Source organism: Marinobacter nitratireducens (genome assembly GCF_000708045.1).
Classification (GTDB): domain Bacteria; phylum Pseudomonadota; class Gammaproteobacteria; order Pseudomonadales; family Oleiphilaceae; genus Marinobacter; species Marinobacter nitratireducens.
On the sequence record NZ_ANIE01000003.1, the window covers coordinates 541,863 to 567,718 of the forward strand.

The 25,856-nt window shown below is 54.5% G+C and carries 22 protein-coding genes; 15 read left to right on the forward strand and 7 right to left on the reverse strand.

The window, feature by feature from the left end:
• Window positions 1–16: 16 nt before the first annotated feature.
• Both glgA and glgB read right to left on the reverse strand, forming a co-directional pair.
• Window positions 17–1,483 (reverse strand): glycogen synthase GlgA, encoded by a 1,467-nt coding sequence (gene glgA, locus D777_RS04355; protein ID WP_036129033.1) that lies wholly within the window; start codon window positions 1,481–1,483, stop codon window positions 17–19.
• Entirely contained in the window at window positions 1,483–3,366 is a 1,884-nt protein-coding gene (gene glgB, locus D777_RS04360; RefSeq protein WP_036129035.1) for a 1,4-alpha-glucan branching protein GlgB, read from the reverse strand. The genes glgA and glgB overlap by 1 nt, the downstream gene beginning before the upstream one ends.
• Before the next feature lie 193 nt (window positions 3,367–3,559).
• Here glgB and glgC point away from each other — a divergent pair, with 193 nt between their 5' ends.
• The 6 genes from glgC to glgP all read left to right on the forward strand — a co-directional run bounded on the left by glgC (window position 3,560) and on the right by glgP (window position 11,840).
• Window positions 3,560–4,825, forward strand: a complete 1,266-nt coding sequence (glgC, locus tag D777_RS04365) for a glucose-1-phosphate adenylyltransferase (protein WP_036129037.1) — start codon at window positions 3,560–3,562, stop codon at window positions 4,823–4,825.
• On the forward strand, window positions 4,815–6,545 hold the full coding sequence (locus D777_RS04370; RefSeq protein ID WP_036129038.1) for a glycoside hydrolase family 57 protein: 1,731 nt from the start codon (window positions 4,815–4,817) through the stop codon (window positions 6,543–6,545). Before glgC ends, D777_RS04370 begins: the two co-directional genes overlap by 11 nt.
• A complete protein-coding gene (malQ, locus tag D777_RS04375) occupies window positions 6,542–8,020 on the forward strand; it encodes a 4-alpha-glucanotransferase (RefSeq protein ID WP_036129039.1) in 1,479 nt (492 codons plus the stop codon). Before D777_RS04370 ends, malQ begins: the two co-directional genes overlap by 4 nt.
• 106 nt (window positions 8,021–8,126) lie before the next feature.
• Window positions 8,127–8,489 (forward strand): PilZ domain-containing protein, encoded by a 363-nt coding sequence (locus tag D777_RS04380; protein WP_036129040.1) that lies wholly within the window; start codon window positions 8,127–8,129, stop codon window positions 8,487–8,489.
• A 21-nt stretch (window positions 8,490–8,510) separates the two neighbouring features.
• Entirely contained in the window at window positions 8,511–9,281 is a 771-nt protein-coding gene (locus D777_RS04385; protein WP_036129042.1) for an SDR family NAD(P)-dependent oxidoreductase, read from the forward strand.
• 27 nt (window positions 9,282–9,308) lie between these two features.
• Window positions 9,309–11,840, forward strand: coding sequence for an alpha-glucan family phosphorylase (gene glgP / locus D777_RS04390; protein WP_036129043.1), 2,532 nt, complete (start codon window positions 9,309–9,311; stop codon window positions 11,838–11,840).
• On the opposite strand, the gene D777_RS04395 is transcribed toward glgP, so the two are convergent.
• On the reverse strand, window positions 11,841–13,253 hold the full coding sequence (locus tag D777_RS04395) for a TrkH family potassium uptake protein (RefSeq protein ID WP_036129599.1): 1,413 nt from the start codon (window positions 13,251–13,253) through the stop codon (window positions 11,841–11,843).
• Window positions 13,254–13,502: 249 nt separating this feature from the next.
• Between D777_RS04395 and D777_RS04400 the strand changes: the two genes are divergently transcribed.
• The 6 genes from D777_RS04400 to D777_RS04425 all read left to right on the forward strand — a co-directional run bounded on the left by D777_RS04400 (window position 13,503) and on the right by D777_RS04425 (window position 16,796).
• Window positions 13,503–14,042: a porin family protein gene (locus D777_RS04400; protein WP_036129045.1), complete on the forward strand. Its 540-nt coding sequence runs from the start codon at window positions 13,503–13,505 to the stop codon at window positions 14,040–14,042.
• 26 nt (window positions 14,043–14,068) lie between these two features.
• Window positions 14,069–14,641 carry an acyl carrier protein phosphodiesterase gene (locus D777_RS04405; protein ID WP_036129047.1) on the forward strand — a complete coding sequence of 191 codons (573 nt, stop codon included), beginning with the start codon at window positions 14,069–14,071 and terminating at the stop codon, window positions 14,639–14,641.
• A complete protein-coding gene (locus tag D777_RS04410; protein ID WP_036129048.1) occupies window positions 14,641–15,243 on the forward strand; it encodes an ATP-dependent zinc protease family protein in 603 nt (200 codons plus the stop codon). Before D777_RS04405 ends, D777_RS04410 begins: the two co-directional genes overlap by 1 nt.
• Before the next feature lie 184 nt (window positions 15,244–15,427).
• Window positions 15,428–15,763, forward strand: a complete 336-nt coding sequence (locus tag D777_RS04415; RefSeq protein ID WP_036129049.1) for a hypothetical protein — start codon at window positions 15,428–15,430, stop codon at window positions 15,761–15,763.
• Between the two features lie 65 nt (window positions 15,764–15,828).
• A complete protein-coding gene (locus D777_RS04420; protein WP_150112597.1) occupies window positions 15,829–16,401 on the forward strand; it encodes a hypothetical protein in 573 nt (190 codons plus the stop codon).
• 107 nt (window positions 16,402–16,508) lie between these two features.
• Window positions 16,509–16,796: a YebG family protein gene (locus tag D777_RS04425; RefSeq protein WP_036129053.1), complete on the forward strand. Its 288-nt coding sequence runs from the start codon at window positions 16,509–16,511 to the stop codon at window positions 16,794–16,796.
• On the opposite strand, the gene D777_RS04430 is transcribed toward D777_RS04425, so the two are convergent.
• A complete protein-coding gene (locus D777_RS04430; protein ID WP_036129054.1) occupies window positions 16,793–17,875 on the reverse strand; it encodes an aldo/keto reductase in 1,083 nt (360 codons plus the stop codon). The two genes, D777_RS04425 and D777_RS04430, sit on opposite strands and share 4 nt — an antisense overlap.
• A 142-nt stretch (window positions 17,876–18,017) precedes the next feature.
• Here D777_RS04430 and D777_RS04435 point away from each other — a divergent pair, with 142 nt between their 5' ends.
• Both D777_RS04435 and D777_RS04440 read left to right on the forward strand, forming a co-directional pair.
• Window positions 18,018–18,932, forward strand: a complete 915-nt coding sequence (locus tag D777_RS04435; protein WP_150112598.1) for an AraC family transcriptional regulator — start codon at window positions 18,018–18,020, stop codon at window positions 18,930–18,932.
• Between the two features lie 655 nt (window positions 18,933–19,587).
• The gene (locus D777_RS04440; protein ID WP_227501663.1) at window positions 19,588–20,919 is read left to right on the forward strand and encodes a tyrosine-type recombinase/integrase; all 1,332 of its coding nucleotides are present in this window, start codon (window positions 19,588–19,590) and stop codon (window positions 20,917–20,919) included.
• Between the two features lie 128 nt (window positions 20,920–21,047).
• Here D777_RS04440 and D777_RS04445 read toward each other — a convergent pair whose 3' ends face one another.
• Window positions 21,048–22,217 carry an alkane 1-monooxygenase gene (locus tag D777_RS04445; protein WP_201443328.1) on the reverse strand — a complete coding sequence of 390 codons (1,170 nt, stop codon included), beginning with the start codon at window positions 22,215–22,217 and terminating at the stop codon, window positions 21,048–21,050.
• A 23-nt stretch (window positions 22,218–22,240) separates the two neighbouring features.
• Complete coding sequence (locus D777_RS04450) at window positions 22,241–23,326, reverse strand: 2Fe-2S iron-sulfur cluster-binding protein (protein WP_201443329.1); 1,086 nt, start codon at window positions 23,324–23,326, stop codon at window positions 22,241–22,243.
• Between the two features lie 81 nt (window positions 23,327–23,407).
• Here D777_RS04450 and D777_RS04455 point away from each other — a divergent pair, with 81 nt between their 5' ends.
• Window positions 23,408–24,415 carry an AraC family transcriptional regulator gene (locus tag D777_RS04455; protein ID WP_036129058.1) on the forward strand — a complete coding sequence of 336 codons (1,008 nt, stop codon included), beginning with the start codon at window positions 23,408–23,410 and terminating at the stop codon, window positions 24,413–24,415.
• Window positions 24,416–24,449: 34 nt separating this feature from the next.
• On the opposite strand, the gene ccoG is transcribed toward D777_RS04455, so the two are convergent.
• A complete protein-coding gene (ccoG, locus tag D777_RS04460) occupies window positions 24,450–25,844 on the reverse strand; it encodes a cytochrome c oxidase accessory protein CcoG (RefSeq protein ID WP_036129060.1) in 1,395 nt (464 codons plus the stop codon).
• Window positions 25,845–25,856: the final 12 nt, after the last annotated feature.

The window sequence follows — 25,856 nt, forward strand, 5'->3', positions numbered from 1 at the left end:
TCCTTGGGCACATCCCTCAGGGATCCTCGGCTAACTGCTCGCGTTCCTTCAATATGTCTTGGTATAGCTCACCGTAGAGGCGGGCGCTCTTTTTCCAGGAGTAGTCACCGGCCATGCCGTTTTCCTGAAGCCGGCGCCAGGCTTTACGATTACCCATCAAATCCAGGGCACGCTCAATAGCGTGCAGTAATGCGCTGGCTTCCGCTTCCCGGAAACAAAAGCCGTTTGCCTCGGCGCTTTTGCAGTCCTCGGGATCAAATACGGTATCCCGGAGCCCGCCAACGGCATGAACGATCGGGACAGTCCCGTAGCGCAAGCTGTACATCTGGTTCAGGCCACACGGTTCAAAACGTGACGGCATAACGAACAGGTCGGCGCCCGCGGTAATCCGGTGCGCCAGGGCTTCGTCGTAACCCAGGGTCAGTGAGAACTGTCCGGGCCATGCCCGCGCCAATTCGCCTAACGCCTCCTGATAAGAATCTTCACCCGATCCCAGCAAGGCAAATTGGCACCCTCGCTTAAGAAGTGGCGGAATAACCTCAAGCAGCCAGTCGATGCCTTTCTGCTCCACCAACCGGCCGACAAATCCGATCAATGGGGCTCCGTCGACCTCCAGGCCCAGTTGCTGGCGAAGTCTGGTCTGACACTGAACCTTGTCCTTGAGGTGATCTTGCCCGTAATGGAATTCCAGGTGCTCATCGTTCTCTGGATTCCAGAGCCGGGTATCAATGCCGTTCAGAATGCCCACGAGGGCGTGGCTGCGATGCTGGAGAAGTCCATCGAGACCGTAACCATGGTCGGCTCGCCTGATCTCATCCGCGTAGCTTGGGCTCACGGTGGTTACCCGGTCACTGAACACCAGCCCTCCTTTGATGAAGGACAGCTGACCATGGAACTCCAGCTGATCGAACTGCCAGAGCGAGTCCGGCAGTCCCAGCGCTCGAAAGGTTTCATGGGAGAACAGACCCTGGTATGCGAGATTATGCACCGTGAATACGGTGGCCGGGCGGCTCCGGTAATGGGAAAGGTAGGCCGGGATCAGCCCGGTTTGCCAGTCATTGCAATGGACGACATCCGGTACCCACCGAATGCCGGCCTGGCCGAGCGCCATCATCACGCCGACCCTCGCGAACAGATGGTAGCGATGCGCGTTGTCCCACCAGTCCTCACCTTCGTCATTCTGGTAAGGATTGCCTTCCCGCTGAAAAAGGGAAGGGCAATCAACCAGCCAGAGCGTTACCGCTGTGCCGGGTAAACGGGTGCGCCACAGGCTCACATCGTATTGCCCAATACTGAATCGACCTTGCCGGCGAGAACCGGCATCCCTGGCGGCAGAAAGGGCTTTGGGGTAGCCTGGAAGCAGGATGTTGACGTCATACCCCTGACGGCAAAGGGCCTCCGGTAGACTGGCGGACACATCGGCAAGGCCTCCGGTCTTGACCAGTGGAAAGACCTCGCTGGTGGCAAATAGCACGCGGATCATTACGACGGCCTCAGGACAACGGCCCCGAGTGGGGGGAGAGTCAGTTCGACGGACCAGTCCCTCCTCATCCATGGCTGCGGGTCCGGACGTATCGGCAACGGGTTGCCAACATTACTACCACCATAATATTCGGAATCGGAGTTAAGTATTTCCTGCCAGGTTTCACCGGAGGGCACGCCGATTCGATACCGGAACCTGGCGACGGGGGTGAAGTTGAGAACGATCACAGTGGCATCGTTTCCTTGCTGCCGAACATAACTGATGACGGACTGCGGGGAATCGTGGCAGTCGATCCATTCGAAACCCTCGTGGTCAAAATCATTGGCGTGCAGTGATGGCTCTTGCCGATAAACCCGGTTGAGGTCTTGCACGATCTTCCTCAGGCCCTGGTTGCTACCATTGGCGAGCAGCCCCCAGTCAAGTTCCCTGACTTCGCTCCACTCACGTTGCTGGCCGAACTCGCCGCCCATGAACAACAGTTTCGCGCCCGGATAGGTGAACATGAAAGTGAAGAGCAGGCGGATGGTTGCCCGCTTCTGCCAGTCATCCCCGGGCATCTTGTTGATCAGGCTTCCTTTACCATGGACAACCTCATCGTGGGACAGTGGCAACATGAAGTTTTCAGAGAAAGCATAGAGCAATCCGAACGTCAGTTTGTCGTGGTGATACTGCCGGTGAATCGGTTCATGGCTGAGGTAACCAAGGGTGTCGTGCATCCACCCCATATTCCACTTGAGGTTGAAGCCCAATCCTCCGAGCTCGGGTGGTCGCGTTACCGCCGGCCAGGAGGTGGACTCTTCTGCAATGATCAGTGCACCCGGGAAACGCTGCTGACACACCTGATTCAACTCTTTCAGAAAATCGATGGCCTCAAGGTTCTCATGGCCGCCATGAACATTGGGCAGCCATTCGCCTTCTTTGCGGGAATAGTTGAGATAGAGCATGGAAGCGACGGCATCGACTCGTAGTCCGTCAATGTGGAACGCATCCAACCAGAACAGCGCACTCCCAATGAGAAAATTACGAACCTCGTGGCGGCCGTAATTGTAGATCAGGGTGCCCCAGTCCTGATGCTGACCTCGCCGCGGATCTTCATGTTCATACAGTGCGGTGCCATCGAAACGCGCAAGGGCATGAGCATCGGTCGGGAAGTGCCCCGGGACCCAATCGAGGATAACCCCGATTTCGTGTCGGTGGCACTGATCAACCAGATATCGAAAGTCATCCGGTGAGCCGAAGCGGCTTGTGGGCGCGTAGTAGCCAGTTGTCTGATAGCCCCAGGATTCATCCAGTGGGTGCTCGGTGACAGGCAACAACTCGATGTGAGTGAACCCCATCTCCAGGACATAAGGCACCAGTTGATCCGCGAGTTCTCGATAGGTCAGCCAGCGTCCGGAACCATGGTGCCTCCAGGAAGCCGCGTGAACCTCATAAACGGAAATAGGGGACCTTTGCCAGTTCCAATGGGTTCGCCGGGCGAGCCAATCACCGTCGCCCCAACCGTAGCTGCCACGCTTGGTTACGACAGCGGCATTAGAGGGTCGTAATTCGAAACTCTGACCGTAGGGGTCTGTTTTAACAAGTTCGTGGCCATCCCTGTTGGTGATCGAATACTTATAGATCGCTCCGGCGTCTATTCCGGGAATGAACGTTGACCATACGCCGGTAGAGTCGTGCCCCTGCATCTGATTCCGGCCGGGCTGCCAGTCATTGAAGTCTCCAATTACGCTTACCTGCGCCGCATTGGGAGCCCAGACAGCGAATCGAACACCTTCAACACCTTTTACCCTGCACAGGTGTGCGCCGAGCACGTTATAGATATGCCAGTGGCGGCCTTCGCCAAAAAGGTGCAGGTCAAACTCGCTCAGAGGGGGACTTTCCATAGACCACGCTCCCGACAGGACAGAGTTTTCATTGAACGCGATAGTGAATGATCAAAAAATGATCCAAAACAATTTCACGTCACAATACTGAGATGATGTTCTACTATTATTACTGACGTCAAAAATATGTCGAACCTGGCGTTCGGTGACAGGCAAAGGGGCAGAAAGCCTGCTGGTTTTCAGGGAAGCTGCTATGCAAACGACCAAGCGTTACGTCAGCCGCCTGACGCGGCAAACCCTTGCGCTGGTTCTTGCCGGGGGGCGAGGATCCCGTCTACATGATCTGACGAAATGGCGGGCAAAACCCGCCGTTCCGTTTGGCGGTAAGTTCCGGATCATTGATTTTCCGCTGTCCAACTGCATTAACTCCGGCATCGGCCAGGTCGGCGTAATTACTCAATACAAAGCCCACTCACTGATTCGTCATATACAGCGCGGCTGGAGCTTTCTTCGGGCCGAGATGGACGAATTTGTCGAGCTGCTTCCTGCCCAGCAACGAATCGAAACCTCCTGGTACTCAGGCACCGCCGATGCGGTCCTTCAGAATCTGGACATCATTCGCAGCCACAATCCGGAATATGTGCTGATTCTCGCGGGTGATCATGTCTACAAAATGGACTACGGCACCATGTTGGCTGCCCACGTCGAAAGTGAAGCGGATATCACCGTGGGCTGCATCGAAGTGCCGCTTAAGGAGGCCTCAGCGTTCGGTGTGATGGCGGTTGATGACGATCTCCAGATAACGGAATTTTCAGAGAAGCCCGAGCACCCCAGGTCCATGCCTGGAGATCCGGAAAAGGCGCTCGTTTCCATGGGGATCTACGTATTCAGTACCCGGGTACTCCAGGAAGAATTGCTCAAAGACCATAAACAGGACGACAGCTCATCCCATGATTTCGGAAAGGACATTATCCCTTCCGTGATAAAGCGCCTGCGCGTGACAGCCTTTCCATTCCGGGACCCGGTCCACAACAAAGTCGCGTACTGGCGGGACGTTGGCACCGTCGATGCGCTCTGGCAGGCCAATCTGGAACTGATTGGCGTCAGCCCGGATCTCAACATGTACGATTCCGAATGGCCAATCTGGACCTACCAGGAACAACTCCCACCTGCCAAATTTGTATTTGATGATGAGAATCGCCGGGGAACCGCCGTCGACTCCATGGTAGCAGGGGGGTGTATTGTCTCCGGAGCGCAGGTACGGCATTCATTGCTGTTTTCACAGGTTGTCGTTCATTCCTACAGTGACGTGCAGGATTCGGTCATCTTCCCGGATGTTGAGATCGGCAGGCACTGCCGTATCCAGAAAGCATTGATTGATCGGGGATGCCGGATACCAGAGGGTACTCGGGTCGGCTTCGATGTGCGGGAAGACCGCAAACGATTCTTCGTGTCTCCCAATGGTGTCGTCTTAATCACCCCGGAAATGCTGGGGCAGGATTATCCTCATGGCCTCTGATACCCGCACGCCGGTTGTCTTGTGCTGGCACATGCACCAACCCTGTTACCAGGACCTTCGGACCGGAGAATTTCGCTTCCCGTGGGTGTATTTACACACCATCAAGGATTACAGCGATATGGCCGGTCATCTTGAAGCCCATCCGGAAGCACGGGCGGTCGTGAACTTTGCGCCCATCCTGTTGGAGCAGATTGAAACCTATCTGGTGCAAATTGAGCGCTGGCGGCATGGTGCTGGAACCATTGGTGACCCGCTATTGGCGGCCCTGGTAGCCGAGGATCTGCCGGAACCCGGAACGCCACCGTTTCTGGACTTGGTTGAGAAGTGCCTGCGGGCAAATAATGATCGAATCATCCAGCGTTTCCCGGCCTATGCAAAGCTCGCGGAGCTTGCCGGTTTCTATCAGACCAAGCCCCAGTTGCAGCGCTACATTTCGCCGACGCTGTTATCGGATCTTGTTGTCTGGTACCACATCGGCTGGATGGGGGAAACGATCCGGCGGAACAACGTTAGTCTCCAGGGCCTTCAGGAAAAGGCGCACGGTTTTACGCTCGTCGACAGGCACTCGCTGCTGGAACTGATTTTCGAGACACTCACCAGCATTGCCCCCCGATACCGGCAACTTGCCCAGAAAGGCCAGGTAGAGCTTTCTGTCAGCCCCTTCACACACGCCATACTGCCCCTGTTGCTGGATCTCGGCTCAGCCAGAGAAGCCATGCCGGATATTGATCTGCCGGCAAGCGCCGCCTATCCCGGCGGTGACGCACGGGTGAACCGCCAATTGGAAGTCGCTCGGGAGGTCTTCGCGCGATTCTTTGGTATGGAGCCAGTGGGTTGCTGGGCATCCGAGGGAGGACTCAGCCAGACTACGCTGGCGCATCTTCAGGAAAACGGCTTCAAGTGGACTGCCAGTGGCGATTCGGTCATCCATAACAGCCTGAATCAGGCGAAAGCCGCCGGCGTCAATGTCAAGGGAGCGGGGATTCACCAGCCTTATTACTTCGGCGATGGGCACACCGCGGTCTTCTTCAGAGATGATGGCCTTTCAGACTCCATCGGGTTCAACTATGCCGATTGGCACGCCAGGGACGCGGTCGGGGATCTTGTGCATCATATGGAGAACATCGCCAGCCACCGCGATTCCACTCAGTACAGCACGGTGATATCGATCATCCTTGACGGAGAAAATGCCTGGGAATATTTCCCCGAGAATGGGTATCACTTTCTGGACGAGCTTTACCGTGTTCTGGCACATCATCCAAACCTCCGGTTAACGACCTATAAAGAACTGTTGGATGAGAGCAGTTTTGTTGCCGCTAACCTGCCGCATCTGGTGGCCGGAAGCTGGATTTACGGCACCTTCTCGACCTGGATCGGTGATCCTGACAAAAACCGGGCCTGGGATCTGCTCTGCGAAGCAAAATGCCATTATGACCGGGTTATGGACAATGGCACGTTGACGGCGGAGCAAAAACGGGCTGCTGAGCGACAACTCGCCATCTGTGAGGGGTCAGACTGGTTCTGGTGGTTCGGTGATTACAATCCGGCGCAGGTGGTCAGTGATTTCGAGCATCTGTACCGCCGGCATTTGGTCAACCTCTACGAGTTGATCGAGTTCGAAGCGCCGACCTCGGTATTCCAGCAGCTTAGCCAGGGTGGTGGCGAACCAGCGAGAGGAGGTGCCATGAGACCCGGGCACGATCAGGGCGACTCGCCATGATCAGCCAGAATGATACCGATATTTTTTCCAGCCGACGGGCAGGCGTACTTCTTCACCCAACCTGTATCAAAGGGCCGGAAGGAGTACTCGGCGGACACGCCAGGGCCTTCGTGGATTTCCTCGCCGAGGCCGGGATAACCGTCTGGCAAACGCTCCCGCTCGGGCCCACACACAGTGATTTATCGCCGTATCAGTCACTCTCCGCCCATGCGGGCAACGCCGACTTGATCGATGTGGCCGAGTTGGAAGCGATGGGGCTACTTCAGGCATCCGAATTGGATACCGGGCTTGAGTCTCACGGTAGGGAAGCCCTTCTGGCACGCGCCATAACCCGATTCCTTCAGGGCGATGCGCCGCAATTTGACGCGGATTTCGAGGCATTTCGCCAGGAAAACCGTTACTGGCTCGACACCTATGCCGAGTTCATCGCAATTCGCAGGAAATATCCGGGGACAACCTGGCAGCAATGGCCGGTTGGCCTGAGGGATCGGGAAAGGGCTGAAATGGACGCACTTTCCCGGGAAGCGTCGGACATGATTCGCAGGGTTCAGTTCGAGCAGTTCCTGTTCCTGACCCAGTGGCGCGCAATCAAACGCTATGCCCACGATCGTGGCGTTCTGCTGTTCGGAGACATTCCGATCTTTGTTGCCCACGACAGCGCCGATGTCTGGGCCAACCGGCGCTGTTTCAAGCTAGACAACGAAGGCAACCCTCAGGTCGTCGCCGGTGTGCCTCCGGACTATTTTTCCGATGAAGGGCAACACTGGGGTAATCCTCTCTACGATTGGGATTACATCGCCGCTGATGGCTATCAGTGGTGGCTGCAACGGCTCGAAAGCCAGCGACATCTCTTTGATCTGATCCGCATTGACCACTTTCGGGGGCTCTCAGCGTATTGGGAAATCCCCGCAGATCGTCCTCAGCCCCGGAATGGTTATTGGGTGCCAGGCCCTGGTGCTGCGTTTCTCGACGCCTGCTTCGCGAAATTCCCGGACTTGCCTTTAGTCGCCGAAAATCTGGGAATCATCGGCCCGGAAGTTGAGGAACTCAGGCATCGATTCCGCCTTCCCGGTATGACGGTTCTTCAGTTCGGATTTGACGGTAGCCCGGATAACCCACACTTGCTGGGGAACCACAAGCAGAGGGATCTGGTCTATACCGGAACCCATGACAACGACACTACGCTGGGGTGGTACCAGAGCCTGGACGACCGTAGTCGTGATTACGTCAATCAGTATTTCGACACTGATGGCCGGGACATGCCCTGGCCGTTAATTAAAGCGGCGTTTCGTTCGGTGAGTTCCATTGCGCTTGTCCCCATGCAGGATTTTTTGGGTTTGGGGAGTTCTGCGCGATTCAACACGCCGGGCACCACTGAAAACAACTGGCTCTGGAAACTGGATCTGGCTGACTGCACGCCTGACCTCTCTTTGAAAATCAGGGAGATGCTGCAGATAAGCAATAGAACGTTTTAGTGGCGATCAAATGTTGATCAGGATCAATGTGGCGCTCGGTGAAATTGGATAAAAAAAGACCAGAATTCGAATAAAAATATCGCTCACTGATTCTATGGGGGGAACCATGGAACATCGACTCAGCAAACGCATCCCGGGCAAACTCGGGTTGCTTGTCTACAAACGGGGTCTGCCGGTTGCCACGGGCCAGATTCGTGACGCATCCAAACGCGGGCTCTTCATCGCGACCGACTACAACGACATTCAGCTCAACCAGATACTTGAGGTGGAGTTCCGCTTTCCGGAACGGGACGAAAAACATTTTCGTCGACTGAAGGCCCACGTCGTTCGGAAATCCGACAACGGTCTGGGCCTGGATTTCGACGGCGTCGAAAATGATCACTTCACGATTTCCGCCCTGATTCGCTGGCTGCATGAACACCATCGCGCTCAGGACTACTTTCCCGTTTCAAACTCAGCCATGCACTAGAGCGATGCCAGGAGGGACGAAATGAACCGATTAAAAGGAAAGGTTGCCGCTGTCACCGGCGGATCGCACGGCATTGGCGCAGCAGCGGTTACTCGCATGAGCGAGGAGGGCGCATCTGTAGCTGTCCTGGATTGCCTGGATGAAGAAGGCAAAGCTCTTGTCGAAAAACTGAAAGCCAAAGGCGGAAACGTGGCTTACTGGCACTGTGATGTCAGTAAGGAAGACGAGGTGAAAGCCGCGCTCAATGCGACTGCCGAGACATTTGGGCACCTGGACGTATTGGTCAATAACGCCGGTATTGCCGGTCCCAACAAGCCGACCCACGAACTGAGCGAGGAGGAGTGGGACAGAGTACAGACAGTCAATGTGAAGGGGGTTTTCTTCGGCACCAAACACGCTATACCTCTGATGAAAAAGGCAGGGCGGGGCAGCATTATTAATCTCTCCTCGATCTATGGATTGGTCAGTGCCCCGGACGTCCCCCCCTATCATGCTTCCAAAGGTGCTGTGCGGCTGATGACCAAGACCGATGCCATGCTTTATGCGCCTGACAACATACGGGCCAATTCCATACACCCGGGCTTTATCTGGACACCGATGGTCGAGGGGCATTTGAAATCCACCGGCTCGGATCTGGAAGAAGCGAAAGCAGCGACGGCTGCACTTCATCCGCTGGGCCACATGGGTGAACCGGACGACATTGCATGGGGCATCGTGTTCCTTGCGTCTGAGGAGTCAAAATTCATGACTGGCAGCGAACTCGTTATAGATGGGGGCTACACCGCTCACTGATTCCCGTAACCTGCTGGACGTTCAGCGATGACACTGGCCGCCTACACGCCAAGACACGTTCCTGAGGCACTGTCGGGCCTCTTTGATATTGCGCTTGATTTGCGCTGGACCTGGCATCATGGCAGTGACGAACTCTGGCGTGCTATTGATCAAGAGGTCTGGGACGCCACAGGCAATGCCTGGCTGGTGTTGAATAGCGTTTCCGGCGAATGCCTTGAATCTCTGGCCCAGGACCCCGCGTTTATGGCGCTCTATTCGCGGCAGCTCGAGTCACACCGTGAATTCACCGAGGCACCCACCTGGTACTCAGACACTCATCCCGATGAATTGGGACACGGCATTGCCTTTTTTTGTATGGAGTACGGTCTGGCGGAGTCCTTGCCGCTCTATTCCGGGGGACTCGGCGTTCTCGCCGGGGATTTTCTGAAGGCCTCCAGTGATCTGGGGGTGCCAGTGACGGCGGTCGGGCTTCTTTATCAGCAGGGATATTTCCGGCAGGCCTTGAATGCACAGGGGGAACAGCAGGAATTTTATCCCTACAACGACCCAACGATGCTCCCGGTCTCGCCTTTGACGGACAGTGACGGGCAATGGATCCGGATTCTGTTACCCTTTCCCGGGCGGGAATTACGGCTCAGAGCATGGCGCGCCCGTGTCGGAAGGTGCCAACTACTGCTTTTAGACAGTAACGATCCCAGAAACGAGCCGGGCGATCGTGGTATTACCAGTGAGCTCTATGGCGGAACGCCTGAAAAGCGTCTTCAGCAGGAGATTGTACTGGGCATCGGTGGATGGAGGCTGTTAAGCCAGCTCGGGTTAGCGCCGGACATCTGCCATATCAACGAAGGGCACAGTGCCTTTGCGTTTCTGGAACGTGCGGTCAGCTGGGCGCTGACTCATGACACCGACTTCGACACGGCAAGAGTTGCTAACCGCGCCAGCAACCTTTTTACCACGCACACATCGGTCGAAGCAGGCTTTGATCAGTTCCCAAACGACCTCATCCGGCTCTACCTTGAGCCCTGGATGGCCGAGTCTCACGTCTCAATGAAACAGCTGATGAAACTGGGCAGCAGTAGCGGCGGCCATTCACAGAGAGTGGGCGATGAAGGCACTTTCAATATGGCCTACCTCGGGCTCAATCTATGCGGCCGTCTGAACGGCGTCTCAGCTATTCATAGCGAGGTTACACAGGCCGTTCTGCAGCCGTATTTCCCTCGTTGGCCGAAATCCGAGATACCTGCGGAGTATGTGACCAACGGCGTTCATACTCCGAGCTGGGATTCCCGGGAAGCCGACACGGTATGGACCCGAGCCTGCGGAAAGGACCGATGGCGCCGGCCAATGGAATCAAGCTGCCCGATGGAATGCATTTCCGATGAAGAACTCTGGGGGATGCGGCAAAAGCAACGTAGCCATCTTGTCAGCTACCTGAGATCGAAGCTCCAAAGTCAGCATTGTGAACATGTACCGGGCGGCAATCCACCAGCGATGTGCGGACTCCTTCTCGACAGCGAGACCCTGACACTCGGGTTTGCCCGCAGGTTCACCGAATACAAACGACCGGATCTGCTACTCACAGACACGGATCGCCTTGCGGCGCTGATAAACGATCGTGATCGCCCGCTTCAGATTGTTCTGGCTGGCAAGGCACACCCCAGGGACGACTATGGCAAGGTTCTGATCCGGCGGTGGCGGGAGTTTGCTACCAGACCTGACGTGGAAGGCAAAGTCGTCTTTATCGAAGACTACGATCTTGCGGTGGCCGCGCATCTCGTTCAGGGCGTTGACGTCTGGCTCAACAATCCTCGACACCCGTGGGAAGCTTGTGGCACGAGCGGCATGAAAGTGTTGGTTAATGGAGGCCTGAATCTCTCCCAATACGATGGCTGGTGGGCCGAGGCGTGGACCCCGGAGCTGGGCTGGGCGATTCGACCGGGCGCAACCGTTGAGGAGCTGAGCCAGAACAATGAGCACGATTTTTCTGATGCCAATGAACTTTATGACCTGCTGGAAGGCTCGGTCATACCCGAATTCTACGACGTGGATGAGGAGGCCCGGCCGAAAGCCTGGATCAATCGTATTCGGGGGAGCATGAACCGCCTGACGGCACGCTATTCGGCCAACCGCATGGTTCGTGAGTACACAGAAAATTTCTACCTGCCAATGGTCAGCACTGGCTCAGAGCGCTCGGCAGATGAGGCCCGGGCAATGGTCGAGGAGTATCGGCAACTGGAGTGCGACTGGCCCAAGCTCCGTTTCGCCGGAATGGAAGTCGAGGAAGGACGTGAGGTCGACACGATCAAGGTTAACGCGTTCCTGAACGGCGTTAGTGAAGAACGGATTCGGGTCGAGCTGGTTGCGGAGGAAAGCGATTACGGTCCCAGAGAAGTGATCGAAATGCAGCGAATCCACTCTCTGGAGGGTGCGGTTCATGGCTTTGCCTATCAGGCATGCGTATCCAAAAGGCCGGCCGGTCATTTTACCCCAAGGATTCGGGTTCAGGATGACCGTCTCAACCTGCCACTGGAAAATGCATCCATTCTCTGGCTGAAATAATCAACTACGCCAGAATGCCGGCGAAAGCACGATCACTACACTCAAGATTTCCAGACGGCCCATCAGCATGCCGACCGAAAGCACCCATTTTGCGCCATCTGGGAGAGGTCCGAAGTTTCCGGCAGGGCCAATAATATCCCCGAGGCCGGGCCCGACATTGGTCAGGGACGTAAGCGCTCCGCTCAACGCGGTTACAAAATCGAGCTGCATGGCTGCAAGCGCCACGGTGATCAACAGCAGACACAGCAGAAAGATGAAGGTATAGGCAATCATCGAGGAAATTATCTCATCACTGACTGCCCGCCCATTGTAATTCCGGGTCATCACAGCGCGGGGGTGGAGCAGACGCATAAGCTGCTCCTTGAGGATGATGAGGGAAAGCTGGAAACGGAAAATTTTCATACCCCCGGCGGTGGAGCCCGAGCAGCCACCCACAAACATCAGGAAGAAGAAGACCACAAACGCCAGAGGCCCCCAGGCAGAGTAATCCTCGGAGGCGTATCCGGTGGTCGTCACCACGGAGGTCACGTTGAATAACGTTGCGGTGTAATTGTGAAGAGGGTCGAAGGGTACGGGGGAAACCGCCCAGCGGTATAGTGTCAGCAACGCTGGCACGACGAAAAGGATTGCCAGGAACATACGAACCTGCTGGTCCCTGAACAGAACGCCATGCTGGCCGTGCATCTCCCGCACAAACAGGAAAAACGGCAGACTGCCAATGATCATGAATAGTGTCGCTTCCATCAGGATCAGATCATTGAACTTGCCCATGGACATGTCTGAGGTGGAAAAGCCCCCAGTGGCGATGCTGGTAAGGCCGTGGTTAAAGGCGTCGAAGAGCGTCATACCTGAAAACCAGTAGGTTATGACCGCGATGACAGAAAACACCACGTAAACAAACAAAAGCCCGCGACTCAGGGTTTTCATCCGCGGCAGGGCTTTATCGGTCCACTCGGAGGATTCAGTCGCGAACAGACGCATGCCACCAACCCGGAGAAAGGGCAGTACGGCAACGAACATGCCGATGATACCGATGCCACCAATCCACTGGAGAATGGACCGCCAGAGGAGCAGATCCCGATCCATGGTATCCAGACCGCTGAGCACCGTCGCGCCCGTCGTGGTGATGCCGGACGCACCTTCGAAAAATGCATCGGCGGCAGAGATATTGTTATCACTCAAATAGAACGGCAGTGCGGCAAGGAGGGCAATAATGAACCAACTCGACACCGTGAGGACAAACATATAGCGGGGCTTGAGGTCCCGTTCCTGCCGATACGTCGCCAGGATGCCCGCGGTGCCGATACCAAAGGCAATAGCCGCCGACTCCGCAAACGCCATAGCGTTCGGCGCTTCGGAACCAAGCAACAGAAAGACCGGTAACGTCATGAAAATGCTCAGCAACACGAACATGACGCTGACGATAAAGATTACGGGAGTCAGATTTTTCAAAAGACGCTCTAGCCAGCTTGAACTCAGAGTCCGCGCCAGAATACCCGTGGCAGATAGTATGCGCAACAAATGGGGCGGTTAAGACAAGAATTAACCACATATTAAATGCCGTTAAACCATCGGTTATTACGGATCTATCCAATGTCGAAGATCGTCAGGATGATAGGTCTTGAGCAAATGCCGAATCGTCGGCCAAGGAGGAGTACCACTATGAACAATTATTCAAAAGCTGCATTCGTGATTGCCGGCCTGGTTGCGGCCGGGTCTGCAGGTGCACAGGATATGTACAAGTCTGGCATGGGAGGCGTGTATGCAGGCCTGAACTACACCTTCATGATGCTCGATGATAACGACCTGGACGCTGATGTCGGCACACTGTCCGGAAAAGTGGGTGTTGACGCGACTCCGTTCCTGAGTCTTGAAGGGCGAGCCGGGTTTGGCGTGGATGATGATACGATCAGCGGCGTCGACCTCTCTGTCGATAACTTCTTCGGCGGCTACGCCAATATCAAACTGCCCAACGAATCACCTGTGACGCCCTACGCCGTCATTGGTTTTACCCGGATTGAGGCGGAAGCGAAGTTTCTCGGCAACAAGGTCACAGACGACGACTCGGACCTGTCCTATGGTGTCGGCCTGAATATGAAGTTCCAGCAGAACCTTTCCGGTAACCTGGAATACATGCGTTACTATGACGACGACAACCTCACCGTAGACGGCCTGGGACTGGGCATTCAGGTGAATTTCTAACGATAAAACATCCATGGGGAACACGTTTGAATTACCTTGCCCACGCATTTCTCGCTCCGGACTCGGCCGAAGCCCGCGTAGGCAGTATTCTCGGTGATTTCACCCGTGGCGTGGATCTTGGCGGACTGCCTGCTGATGTATTAGCCGGTGTCCGCCATCACCGTGCGATTGATGCTTTTACCGATCGCCACCCGGCCGTGCTGGAGAGCAAACAGTTGTTCTCACGCCAACGGCGCAGATTTGCCGGCGTTGCGCTCGATATTCTGTACGACCACTACCTGTTGAGGCACTGGGAACGGTACGCAAACTGCCCGCGTGATCGCTTCATCAACCTGGTCTATTGCGAATTGCAGGAATATGAGCAGATCATGCCGGCAACAATGCTGACGATGTCCCGGCGCATGGTGTCGCACGACTGGTTCAGCGCCTACGCGGATCTGGACAATGTTGGTTATGCATTAGACAGGGTCGCAGGGCGATTGCGTTTTCCGAACGGGTTTGCCGGTATCATTGAAGAGATCCGCGAGTCAGATCGAGAACTAGAATACCTTTTTCTTGAATTTTTTCCAGATTTACAGAGTCATGCAGGAGATATTTAATGCGTTTTGTAGTAGTGGTAGCTACCGCAATTTCATTGATGGCGAGTTGCATGGTGGTGGCAGGCACCGACACTGATCCCGAGGATACCCGGGTTCCCGAAGTGCTTGGCTTTGTGGAATGGGCAGTTATCAACGACACCGGCCTTCGAATGAAAGCCAGGATGGACACGGGCGCAAAAACCTCCTCACTGCATGCGATCGATATCCGGGAATTCCAGAAAAACGGCGAGAAGTGGGTTAAATTCAATATTCCATTGGGAGATCACGAGGACCAGCCTTCCTCGGGAGAGTTGGACCACGACGCCGTCACGCTGCAATTTGAGCGCCCCGTGTATCGCACGGTTCTGATTAAACGAAAGGGCCTAGACTCCCAGAGACGCTACGTCGTTAAAATGAGCTTCTGCATTGCCGGAACTGAGCACGAAACTCAATTCTCCCTGGCCAATCGCAGCAACTTTTCATACCCGATGCTGCTGGGCCGTCGATTTATGGCGGACGACAACATCCTTATCGACTCTTCTAAAGCCTTCAAGGCTGATAAGGAATGTGAGTACCAGACACTGGAATCATTGGCTGGCAGTGCCCATAGGGTAAAGTCCTGAGCATTTGTCCAGACCGCTTTGTTGAGTCTCATTCTTAAGTACTACACCTAAAAGACGCCAACAATGGCACCACTTACAGAGTTCATGGCGAGACTATAAGCGTTAAGTTAAGGCTTAAGGAAGCTGTATAAACTACGCCCAGCCACGGAGGCGAGACACCAAAAACGCTTAAAAGGTGATCGTCATGAAAGCCCTGCAACAACCCGCCTTTCTCAAACAGGAAAACCAAAGGTTCGCTGGCACAGGTGGTGTCAGCGAAAACAACCGGCAAGCCTTCTTTGTTCCCGCTTTCAAAAACGCCCTGACAGGCGAGGTGGCACTTTCCAGGTTCCGGGACGGACGCATCGCACCCTGTCATCTGATCGATGGGCTACCTGACGAGTGGATCGCCGACCGTGACGGTTCTGGCCAGGTAACTGATATCAAGTCTTCCATCATTTCCGGGTTCGTCCGGCTTGGCCGCTTCTTTACCCGCCAGGAAGCCTGTGATTATATGGAGCTATGCAGTAAAGCTTCGTGATTGTCTGTCCTGCTTTACCCTGACGGTTGACGCACGGACAAACCGAACAATTCAGGGTAGGGCGGATGTCTATGAAACGAAAGGTGGGCCTGTTGGCGTCGGCCGGGTTAATGTTGAGCGGCTGCGCTCCCATGGCGGGTATCAGTAGTGGGGGCGGTCCCGTGACGGTGACAGGGATGGATGACCCGCAACAGGGCCAGGTTCAGGTTTCGAGCCTGAAATTCGCCCAGCCGTTACTGGGTTCAACAACCCTCAATACCGCGGACCCGTACCTGTATGGCGTTTACGATAAAGGAACTCAGCAGGTACGACGTATCGAACTTCATATAACGGCCAACAGTTCCAGCCAACATGACTGGAGTACGGTCAGTTTTCCCGACTACCCGGAACTACTTCCGATTGATCTTCAACGCAATCACGAACAGCGTAACTGCAGTGTCACCGACGATAACTGCTCGTACGTCGCCGAACTGACTGGGCATCTGGAGCTCAAACAGGTGAGCTGGATGGCCGCCCAGAACCAGCCAATCAACCTCTACGTGAATTCAACGTCCTCCCCGCCACTCATCCTGAAAACGAAGCTCATACCACTGGAAGCACAGACCTTTCTCCAGGCCCTCGAAAACCTCTCTCCGTAATTCGTCGGAACAATTAGAGGTCTTTTCTCAGCCACCTCGGCTTCAGTATCTGATTTATTGTGATACACTGTTCATATATACAGTATGCCAATGACATGAGGTGATACATGGCTGTTGAAGCACTCTATTTTTCAACGCGGGACGGACTCGATATGGCCAAGAAAAACCCGGACACGATGTTGTTTGCTTCCAAAGCAGAGGCGGATGCTCGGGACAAAATGCTGGAACTGACCGAAGAACTCCGGGAATTTCTGGTCAAACGGGTAGATGGCCTGAGTGAGGAACTGGCTGATCAGTGCGCCCTGGCCATCGCAGAAAACAGGGATCTGTTCCAGCGAGCGCTCAAGAAGCCTCATTTATTGAACGAGGCTTCTGAGGGCGGCGAAGAGGCTTAGCTCTTCATATGAGCGCGATATTCACCCTGGCGTTGTAACATCCAGCCGGGGTACTCCTCTGGGAGCCTGCTGACGTCATCTAGAGCGGTTAACTCGCCTTCTGATAAGCGGATCCCGGCTGCCTGTATGTTATCCATCAGTTGATCCACCCGCTTGGCTCCGACAATCACGCTGGTCACAACGGGCTGGTGCAGGAGCCAGGCGAGGGCGATTTGGGCAACGCTGACGGGTTTGCCGTTCACGTGCTTACCTACAGCGATTTCTCGCATAGTGGCGATAATCTTGCTGCCTCGCTCCCGGTTAACCGGCGGGAAATCGAACTTGGCGCGCCGGTTTTCCCCGGACACATCCGGGCCCTCGTATTTGCCAGACAGATAACCGCCTGCCAGAGGGCTCCAGACCATAAGCCCAACCTGCTCAGATTCCAGCATTGGCGTGACTTCCCGTTCGAGATCCCGGCCGGCGATTGTGTAGTGAGCTTGTAGAGAGAGAATAGGGCATAGCCGCCTGCTTTCTGCGATACCAATCGCTTTCATGACTTGCCATGCGGCCCAGTTAGAAAGTCCGACGTACCGCACATGCCCCTGTTGTACCAGGGTATTCAGGGCCTCGAGGGTTTCGACAATTGGTGTGGCCGGGTCGAAGCCGTGAATCTGATAAAGGTCTATATAATCGGTCTGCAATCGGCGAAGACTGGCTTTGCATTCATTCATGATATGAACACGAGAGGCACCGCGAGTATTCGGAGACGCCCCCATAGGGCCAAGCACCTTGGTTGCCAACACGATGTCTTCACGTTTAATCGCAAGATTCTGTAACGATTGACCAACGAATTGCTCGCTCGCACCAGCACCGTACACATTGGCGGTATCGATGAAGTTGATGCCGGTATCAATCGCGGTCCCCATGAGCCTATCGGCTTCGTCCTGCTGGAGCTGGCCGATCAGCCCCCACATGTCGTCACCGCCTCCAAACGTCATCGTGCCCAGGCACAATTCGGAGACAAATAGACCCGACCGTCCAAGTGTTCGGAGCTTCAAAGGGGCGTTGTTATCGGAATGCGGAACATTGATCGTCATATTGAATTCCTCATATGAATAGAGCCATCCAGGCTGTCGTTGAGGATTCATATTACGGCGACAGATACGGAATGAGGCTGTCAGAAAATCGCACCTTCTTGTACGATTCTCTCAACCCGCTTTTCATTTTAGGTAGTCGACCTTGTCTATTCCCCGCGAATTACATCTAACGAACCTACGAATACTCGTTGAAGACCAATGGCTTAAGGCTGGCTCTGAAAGTAATGTTGAAGGGCTTCGGCTAACAAGAGCAACTGAAGCCAGTGGCACAATCCGAGCAGTGTATGACACGTCTTTCTGCATGGTTCTCCAGGGAGCGAAGCTAAGCTCGATTGGTCATTGTTCGTTCAAGTACGGCGAGGGCCAGTGCCTGTTCGCCTCTGTGAATGTTCCCGTGACATCACGAATCATTGAAGCAGACCCGGACTCACCATACCTTGCACTGAGTTTGTCCATCGATCCGATGATGATTTCAGAGTTGCTCGTATCAAATCCTGAGATGGTTGATGACGGGTGCCAACAACAGGCCCTGATCACTGCCGACATCCCGGATGAACTTTACGACCCGTTTGTGCGCTTACTGCAACTTGTCGGAAAGCCGGAAGAGGATAGGCAGGTTCTGGAACCGATGATTCGCCGCGAGATCTGTTGGCGTCTGTTGCGATCACCACTAGGGCCAGCACTGCAAAGAACCGGAATTAAGGACAGTGAAACCGCTCGAATCGGGAGGGTAACCGCCTGGATCAAATCGAACTACCAACAACCATTCAAGGTCTCCGATCTGGCGGCCATGGCGAACATGAGCCCGGCGACATTTCATCGCCGCTTCAAAAACATCACACAGTTAACGCCGATCCAGTTTCAGAAGCAGGTTCGTCTCCAGGAAGCCAGACGGCTTTTGCTGGACCATCAGGAAGTCGCAAACGTAGGCTACGAAGTGGGCTATGAAAGCCCATCGCAGTTTAGCCGTGATTACAGAAAGCTGTTTGGTGCACCGCCAGGCAAGGACAGAGCGGTGATGCGCTCCAGTGTGGCAATCGAGATAACGGAGGTATGAGGGGGTTATGTGAGGATTGCGCTTTGGCATCCTCTATATCGAATTTAACATAATATACATTATGCGCAGTTATGTGTTGAGATAGATAGGAAAAGGTGAAAAGGATACGGGTATCTCCATATCCCCCGATAGCGGTTTCCGCATACGCGCTGAGGCAATGTAGCGAGTAAACTAAACATGAGCTTAATATCGATTCAGCGACCGAGAGACTATCAGCGCTGTAACCTATCACCTGAGGGGTTTAAAACTCATGAACATTATCCCAGTCGTTACTTTGTTTGGCGGTTTGGCAGCCTTTTTCATGTTGTCAGTCGCTCTGACCTATGTTGCTGGTAAAACGCGAGTAAGCAGCAAATAGTAACCAGTTCCTGACCCAAAACTGAAACGTAGGATCTAATTGATCCTACGTGTCACGCTCTTAGCCATCAACGGATGCCATGGGGTTCAGCCGTTGGGGTTTTAAGAGTGTCGCAGAGTCTCACAAACGTCGGGTATTCGTGGCGTGCCGGCGTCCTCCCCAAACCTGCCGGATCGTTTCGCGCTCGGCATGACACCTCCAGCTTTTTCCTGGCAGAGTTTTCTAACTCAGAATAGATAAACTGGCGTAATACGTTGATTTTATGCGAATATAATCCATGTCCAATATTTAGGAGTATTGGACATTTTAAGCTACCCACCAGTAAAGTCAGCAAAGAATCTAAGGAACCCGATAATCCTAATGAGCTCCAAGACGCGATTTCCGGGTTTTCCGCTCTTTGATACAGCGGAACTCGTACACGAACAGGCTGAACTTTCAACGTATCCTGATCTACAGGCAGCTTTGGCTGCTCTCGATGCTGGACTTGAATCCGTTCAGCACGACTACGAAATCACCCAGCGTTTTCTCACGAGATACAGCGATGTTTCAGGTACCTACAATCGGTTTCGGAGCGAGCTTCAGAGGTTTCTTAATTACACCTGGTTGATCGCAAAGCGCCACCTTTCGCAAATTGATCCCGATGTGGTAAGCAGCTATTTCAACTTCCTCAAAACGCCGCCCGCCTCTTGGGTGTCATCAGGCATATACCCCGCGTTTACAGACAAGGATGGTCTCCGGCGATCCAATCCAGCGTGGCGCCCAATGGCCCAACGCTCGAAAGAGCTGGAGGCCCCCTATTCTGTTTCTCAGGCGAGCCTGAATGCCAGCCGGACGGCACTGCAGACGTTCTTCAAATACCTCGTGTCGAGGGATCATCTTCAGCGGAATCCGCTTCTGGATGTCCGTAAACGGGATCGTAATGCCAAACCGAATTTAAATACCGACCAGGATGCAGCGGTTCGTAGGCTCACCGATTGGCAGTGGTCCTTTCTGCTGGAATCGCTCACCGATTTGGCCAGCGCCAACCCCAAATTCGAGCGCCACCTCTTCGTGATTGTCACGATGAAAAGTCTTTTCCTTCGTGTTAGCGAATTGGCTCCTCGACCCGTAGACCGAAACCAGATGCGAACACCGAGCTTCGGAGACTTCAGGCGAACCATAGTCGATGGCGAACCTTATTGGATCTATTCGGTTTTCGGAAAAGGCGATAAAACACGGCAAGTGACACTCCCGGATGCCTATCTGGACTACCTAAAACGTTGGCGTGCCCATCTGGGGTTACCGTCTCCCCTACCCGTACCCGGAGAATCCATTCCGATCCTCCCTTCCAGTAAAGGTGATGCTATCGGTAAAAGGCAGGTGCAAAGGATCTACGAGCAAGCCATGGTTGCTACGGCAGACCGGATGGACAAGCAAGGTTACACTGATGAAGCCAAGCAATTGCGCGCTATTCGATCCGAAACTCACTACCTCAGACATACCGGTGCAAGCCAGGCAATTGAAGCCGGTGGCGACATCCGCCATATCAGTGAAGAACTCGGCCACGCCAATGCGACGTTTACAGAGTCGGTTTATGTGAATTCGGAGCAGGCCCGGCGACGCACTGAAGGGCGCAGACGTTTGGTCTAGCGGCACAGTCTCGATGATCTACGGAAAGGCCATATAAGGTATTTGAATGAAAAATATTCGCACTCAGCTCAGTTTCTAACCGAATTCGCGCCCCTCAACAGCTAGCGTACGAGGGGCGCTCTTTGGCCTCAGCTCCTGTCGATGTTAAGAGCCGCTATTCCACTCCGGGCGTTGGCTTGTGCCGCGAGTTGGCGTTCCTCATCTGAAGCAAATCGCCGGTCCCAGTCGAGAACCTTGGGCGTCATCAGTTTGTGCCACAGCGGGGGGATCATCGCGACTACGATGGTTGTCAGATACCCGCTGATCATCATCGGCGCCTCCGGGAATGGCTTAAGATCCTGATACGGCACCTCACCCTGAGCATGATGATGGGAATGGCGAGTAAGATTGAACATGGTCCAGGAGCTGATGCGCTTGTTGGTGTTCCAGGAGTGGCGGGGCTGAACCGGCGTTTCAGGATTCCGCACCATACCGTAATGCTCCATGTAATTGACGATCTCGAGAAGGGCCTTACCCCAGAGACCACAAGCGACAAAGAACAGTGCCGCTTGCCATCCACCCATGGCGAAAGCAAATGCGACAAGCAACAAACTCATTAGATGGCCGCGAATCACTGCGTTGTGCCAGGACCAAAGCGACTGCCCTTTCCGAGATAGCCGACGTTTCTCGATCTTCCAGGCGCTGACATTCCCCTTCAGTGTCGATGCAAGTATGTGGAAGTACACGTTCCGGCCACGGGGAGCGGTGGCCGGATCTTCCGTCGTCGAAACGTAACGATGATGTCCGTACACGTGTTCAATAGAGAAAACCGTGTCAAAACTGAACGCCAACAACCAGCGACCAACGAGCAGGGATACCGGGTCCCAGGTGCGGTGGGTAAGTTCATGGCCAGTAATCGTCCCGATAATGCCGATCATCAAACCCGTCAACACCACCGCGGATACATGATGCCCCCAGAAAGTCGCATCCCGGGCGGACAAGGCATCGTAGCCAGTCAATTCTGTTATCCGGGCACCAAAGCTGAGGACATCGTCCGGAGAAAAGCTCCAAACCGCTGCAAACACGATCAGCGCCAACAGCGGCAAGGCCATCCAAAGCTGAACCGTGAGGATTGTCGGATGTTTGAATGTGGGCGTGGTTGTGTCATCCCCCAACAACCCATCACCGACAATGTAGAAGACCAGTACGGCGGCCAGGCCAAGGCTGATCCATGGCCCACCAGCCACCAGGGCCGCCAAAGCAATCAGCCCTACACCATGGAACATAAAGTACTTTAAGTAGTGAAGAAACATCATCATGCGAATCCTTTAAATATCACGTATCAATTAACCAACTCGGCAGAGGCATCAGCCTTTGCGGCATCCGCCGCCGTGGTGAACCGGTCTGCGTGCATACACTTTCTGTCGATTCCACCCGCGATCAGAAGCGATTCGGCCGCATCAATCATGGCCGGAGGTCCGCACAGGTATGCTTCGGAACCAATCAGGTTCAGCTTGGGGATGACGTCGGTGACATTGCCCCGGGCTCCTTGCCAACTTGAAGCGTCATCCTCCCGGGACAGAACCGGAAAAAACTCAAAACTGACAGGCCACTGGTCCTTGATTGCCTGGATCTGGTCGAGCGCATACAAATCGCTTTGAGTCTGGGCACCAAACAGCAAGGTGGCCGGCCGACGGCAGCCCTCGGCCAAGCTGTCCTGTAAAATCGCCAATATTGGTGCGAGACCGCTACCGCCCGCGATCAGGACCATCGGAGCCTCGGAGGTGCGTAGCCAAAAGTCTCCAGAGGGGCCGCTGACGGTCATGTCCCGCCCTATGAGATCTTCATTATTTACTTCACTTGAGAACACACCTCCGGGGACACCTCGAATAAAGAAGGAGACACAGGCATCCGGCTGCGAGGGTGTGGCGAACGAATAGCTGCGAGAGACGCCAGGCAAGGAGTCCAGCGAAAGATCTGCAAACTGCCCGGCGCGATAGCTAAGCATTTCGCCAAGTTGAATTTTGAGGTGGGTAATGTCGTGGGTCAGTTTTTCCTGCAGAACCACCCTGCCCTTCAGGGTTTTCCGTTTATTCTGGGCACGTAGATCGACGTCAATCTTCACGTCGCTTTGGGGCACGGCCTGGCAAGCAAGAATATAGCCCCGATCAAGCTCTTCATCGCTCAGGATATAACCGATATCGGTCAACTCTTTGACTGTCCCACTGACCAAACGACATTTGCAGGACGCGCACCCACCCACGCGGCAGCTGTGAGGGAAATCGAGGCCTTCCCTCAGCGCGGCGTGTAACAACGTCTCCTTTGGCTGAACCTCAATCCGCTTCCCATTGATTTCCGCATCGTGCGATTTCGCGGCACTCTTTTTGAAGAAAGAAAACATATAGCGCTCCCCTTTTTTGTTCTTCATCGGGAAACATGCTACCGGTGAGGGAGCGCGAATACGGGGTTATTTATTGACACCTATGGGTTATAAACTGACAATCAGGTCATGAGTCATCCAAGCGTAACCCTGCCAAATCATTACATCCTTCAAATTATCGACATTGTCCAGAATGCCGGCATTCGCACGGAGCTGTGGCTTCGCCACCTGGGTATAAGTCCTGATAAGGAGGAGGAGTCTTTGGTTACCATGCCCTGGGCAACGTTCCGGCAATTCCTGCTACAAGCCGGTAAGTTCTGTAATGATCAGGCCTTGGGGTTACTGATAGGCGAACGGTTGTTGATTAATACCCATGGCATCCTGGGCTATGCGGCAATGAGCAGTGGCACCATTCGCCAGGTGATAGAGCTGCTGGAGCAATACCTGGTACTAAGAACGGACCTCCTCTCAATGGAAACCGTCACCGAGGGCGACCGACTGTGGGTTCGTTTTCTGGAAACCCGGCCACTGGAAGACATACAACGTCCAGTCACAGAAGCCATCGTTCTGGCCATCCGGAACATCCTCGACTTCACCACAATGGGTACCTGCGACATACGTCAGGTCACCTTTCCATTTGAAGGCGATGCGAAGCTGGCAGAGGCCATGTTCCGTAGCCCTGTTTCCTATAACCAGGATGTTGCTGCTTTTTCCCTGCCCCTGAAGACCATCGATAAGCCTCTGAAAATGGCGAACAGCGTGAGTTTTCAGGAAGCCCTGAAGGTCTGTCGGCAAGAGCTGGACAAGCTTCCCACGGAACAAAGCTGGTCGGCTCGGGTGCGTCGGCTGCTGTTACAAACGCAGCACGGATTTCCAACACTGGATATAACCGCAAGGCGCTTTTATCTCACGCCGCGCACCCTTCATCGACGCCTGATTGAGGAAGGAACATCCTATCGTGAAGTGCTGGAGGGCGTGCGCCACCAACTTGCCGTCCGATACCTCGAAACCGGTCGAATGACGATTCAGGAGATTTCTTTCGCCCTGGGGTATTCCGATATCGCCAACTTCCGGAAAGCATTCAAACGCTGGGAATCAATCCCGCCATCCCAATATCAGCGGCGAGGTGAAAAGTAGCGGAATACCCCAGTCGCTCTCCAGCCAGGTTGGATTAATTATTACTCGGACCAATAAACGTGCTGGTCTCTGTAACCATTTCCCCTGCCCCATTTAGCGTGCTGACCTCAAAAACAAGCTCCTTGGCACCGGCGGTGCTGGCAGACGGTGGATACGCTACAGCTAAAGGTACCTCCGCCTTTTCGCCTGCTCCCAGAGCGACGCCTCGTGATCCGGTTATGCTGATGTCGTCACGCCCTTTAACCCCTATCAAGAGATACCTTGGCTGGCTGTCTTTATTGGTGAGCTTGAGCAGATAGCTGTTTTCAACTTTGCCGTCGTTTGTAAACCGAAACATGCCCCGGTCTCGCTCAACGTCCAGGGTGACCAGCGGCCTGGAGACGACGCCCCACGAGAACAACCCGATCATCAGGACCAAAAAGGCGAAATAGCCTATAAGGCGAGGCCTCAATAGTCTGGACGTTCCACCCTTGAGCTCCCGCTCGCTGGCGTAACGGACAAGCCCTCTCTGGTAGCCCATCTTGTCCATGATTGAATCGCAGGCATCTATGCAGGCGGCGCAACCGATACACTCCATCTGCAGACCATCACGAATATCAATACCGGTCGGGCAAACCTGAACGCACAACTGACAATCAATACAGTCGCCCAGGTGTGCAGGTACCTGTGAGGCATCCTTTTTTCGGGACCCCCTCGGTTCTCCACGGGCCGAATCGTAGGAGACAACCACGGAATCCGAATCCACCACGGAAGACTGAAACCGTCCATAGGGGCACATGTGGAAACAGACTTTCTCCCTGAGCCAACCAGCGTTCAAATAGGTAGCGGCAGTAAAAAACAGTATCCAGAAAACGGCCCAACCGGATGCATCAAACGATATAAGTTCAGTGACAAGACTCCGGATGGGAGAAAAGTAACCAACGAAAGTGACTGCGGTAACGAGACTGACCAACACCCAGAGACCGTGCTTTGCCGCCCTGCGGACAATCTTGTTCAGAGTATTTGGCGCGGCGTCCATCTTGAGACGTCTGCCCCGATCGCCCTCTGTCACCTTCTCGGCCCAAAGGAAGACCCAGGTCCAGACGCTCTGTGGGCAGGCGTAACCGCACCATACCCTGCCGGCCCAGACCGTGAGGAAAAAAAGGCCAAACGCGCATATCAGAAGAATCCCAGAGAGCAACACCAGGTCTTCGGGCCAGAATGTGGCCGAGAATATATGAAACTTCTTCTCCGAGAGGTCCCAGAGCACCGCCTGCCTGCCCTCCCAGTTAAGCCAAACCACACCAAAATACAGCGTAAAGAGCACAGAGCCGCCGGTGATTCGGAGGCGCCGGTAAAAGCCGGTAAAACTCCGTGGTTGTATTTTCTGCTTGCTCTCCGAGCCTGGAGACGTGGGTTCAATTTGCGTAACTGATATCAGGCGACTCATTCGCTCCGCACC

Excerpts from the sequence above, each read along its gene's own strand:
- glgA (WP_036129033.1), bottom strand. The coding sequence starts at position 1,483 with ATGATCCGCGTGCTATTTGCCACCAGCGAGGTCTTTCCACTGGTCAAG.
- glgB (WP_036129035.1), bottom strand. The coding sequence starts at position 3,366 with ATGGAAAGTCCCCCTCTGAGCGAGTTTGACCTGCACCTTTTTGGCGAA.
- glgC (WP_036129037.1), top strand. The coding sequence starts at position 3,560 with ATGCAAACGACCAAGCGTTACGTCAGCCGCCTGACGCGGCAAACCCTT.
- D777_RS04370 (WP_036129038.1), top strand. The coding sequence starts at position 4,815 with ATGGCCTCTGATACCCGCACGCCGGTTGTCTTGTGCTGGCACATGCAC.
- malQ (WP_036129039.1), top strand. The coding sequence starts at position 6,542 with ATGATCAGCCAGAATGATACCGATATTTTTTCCAGCCGACGGGCAGGC.
- D777_RS04380 (WP_036129040.1), top strand. The coding sequence starts at position 8,127 with ATGGAACATCGACTCAGCAAACGCATCCCGGGCAAACTCGGGTTGCTT.
- D777_RS04385 (WP_036129042.1), top strand. The coding sequence starts at position 8,511 with ATGAACCGATTAAAAGGAAAGGTTGCCGCTGTCACCGGCGGATCGCAC.
- glgP (WP_036129043.1), top strand. The coding sequence starts at position 9,309 with ATGACACTGGCCGCCTACACGCCAAGACACGTTCCTGAGGCACTGTCG.
- D777_RS04395 (WP_036129599.1), bottom strand. The coding sequence starts at position 13,253 with ATGTTCGTGTTGCTGAGCATTTTCATGACGTTACCGGTCTTTCTGTTG.
- D777_RS04400 (WP_036129045.1), top strand. The coding sequence starts at position 13,503 with ATGAACAATTATTCAAAAGCTGCATTCGTGATTGCCGGCCTGGTTGCG.
- D777_RS04410 (WP_036129048.1), top strand. The coding sequence starts at position 14,641 with ATGCGTTTTGTAGTAGTGGTAGCTACCGCAATTTCATTGATGGCGAGT.
- D777_RS04415 (WP_036129049.1), top strand. The coding sequence starts at position 15,428 with ATGAAAGCCCTGCAACAACCCGCCTTTCTCAAACAGGAAAACCAAAGG.
- D777_RS04420 (WP_150112597.1), top strand. The coding sequence starts at position 15,829 with ATGTCTATGAAACGAAAGGTGGGCCTGTTGGCGTCGGCCGGGTTAATG.
- D777_RS04425 (WP_036129053.1), top strand. The coding sequence starts at position 16,509 with ATGGCTGTTGAAGCACTCTATTTTTCAACGCGGGACGGACTCGATATG.
- D777_RS04430 (WP_036129054.1), bottom strand. The coding sequence starts at position 17,875 with ATGACGATCAATGTTCCGCATTCCGATAACAACGCCCCTTTGAAGCTC.
- D777_RS04445 (WP_201443328.1), bottom strand. The coding sequence starts at position 22,217 with ATGATGATGTTTCTTCACTACTTAAAGTACTTTATGTTCCATGGTGTA.
- D777_RS04450 (WP_201443329.1), bottom strand. The coding sequence starts at position 23,326 with ATGAAGAACAAAAAAGGGGAGCGCTATATGTTTTCTTTCTTCAAAAAG.
- D777_RS04455 (WP_036129058.1), top strand. The coding sequence starts at position 23,408 with ATGAGTCATCCAAGCGTAACCCTGCCAAATCATTACATCCTTCAAATT.
- ccoG (WP_036129060.1), bottom strand. The coding sequence starts at position 25,844 with ATGAGTCGCCTGATATCAGTTACGCAAATTGAACCCACGTCTCCAGGC.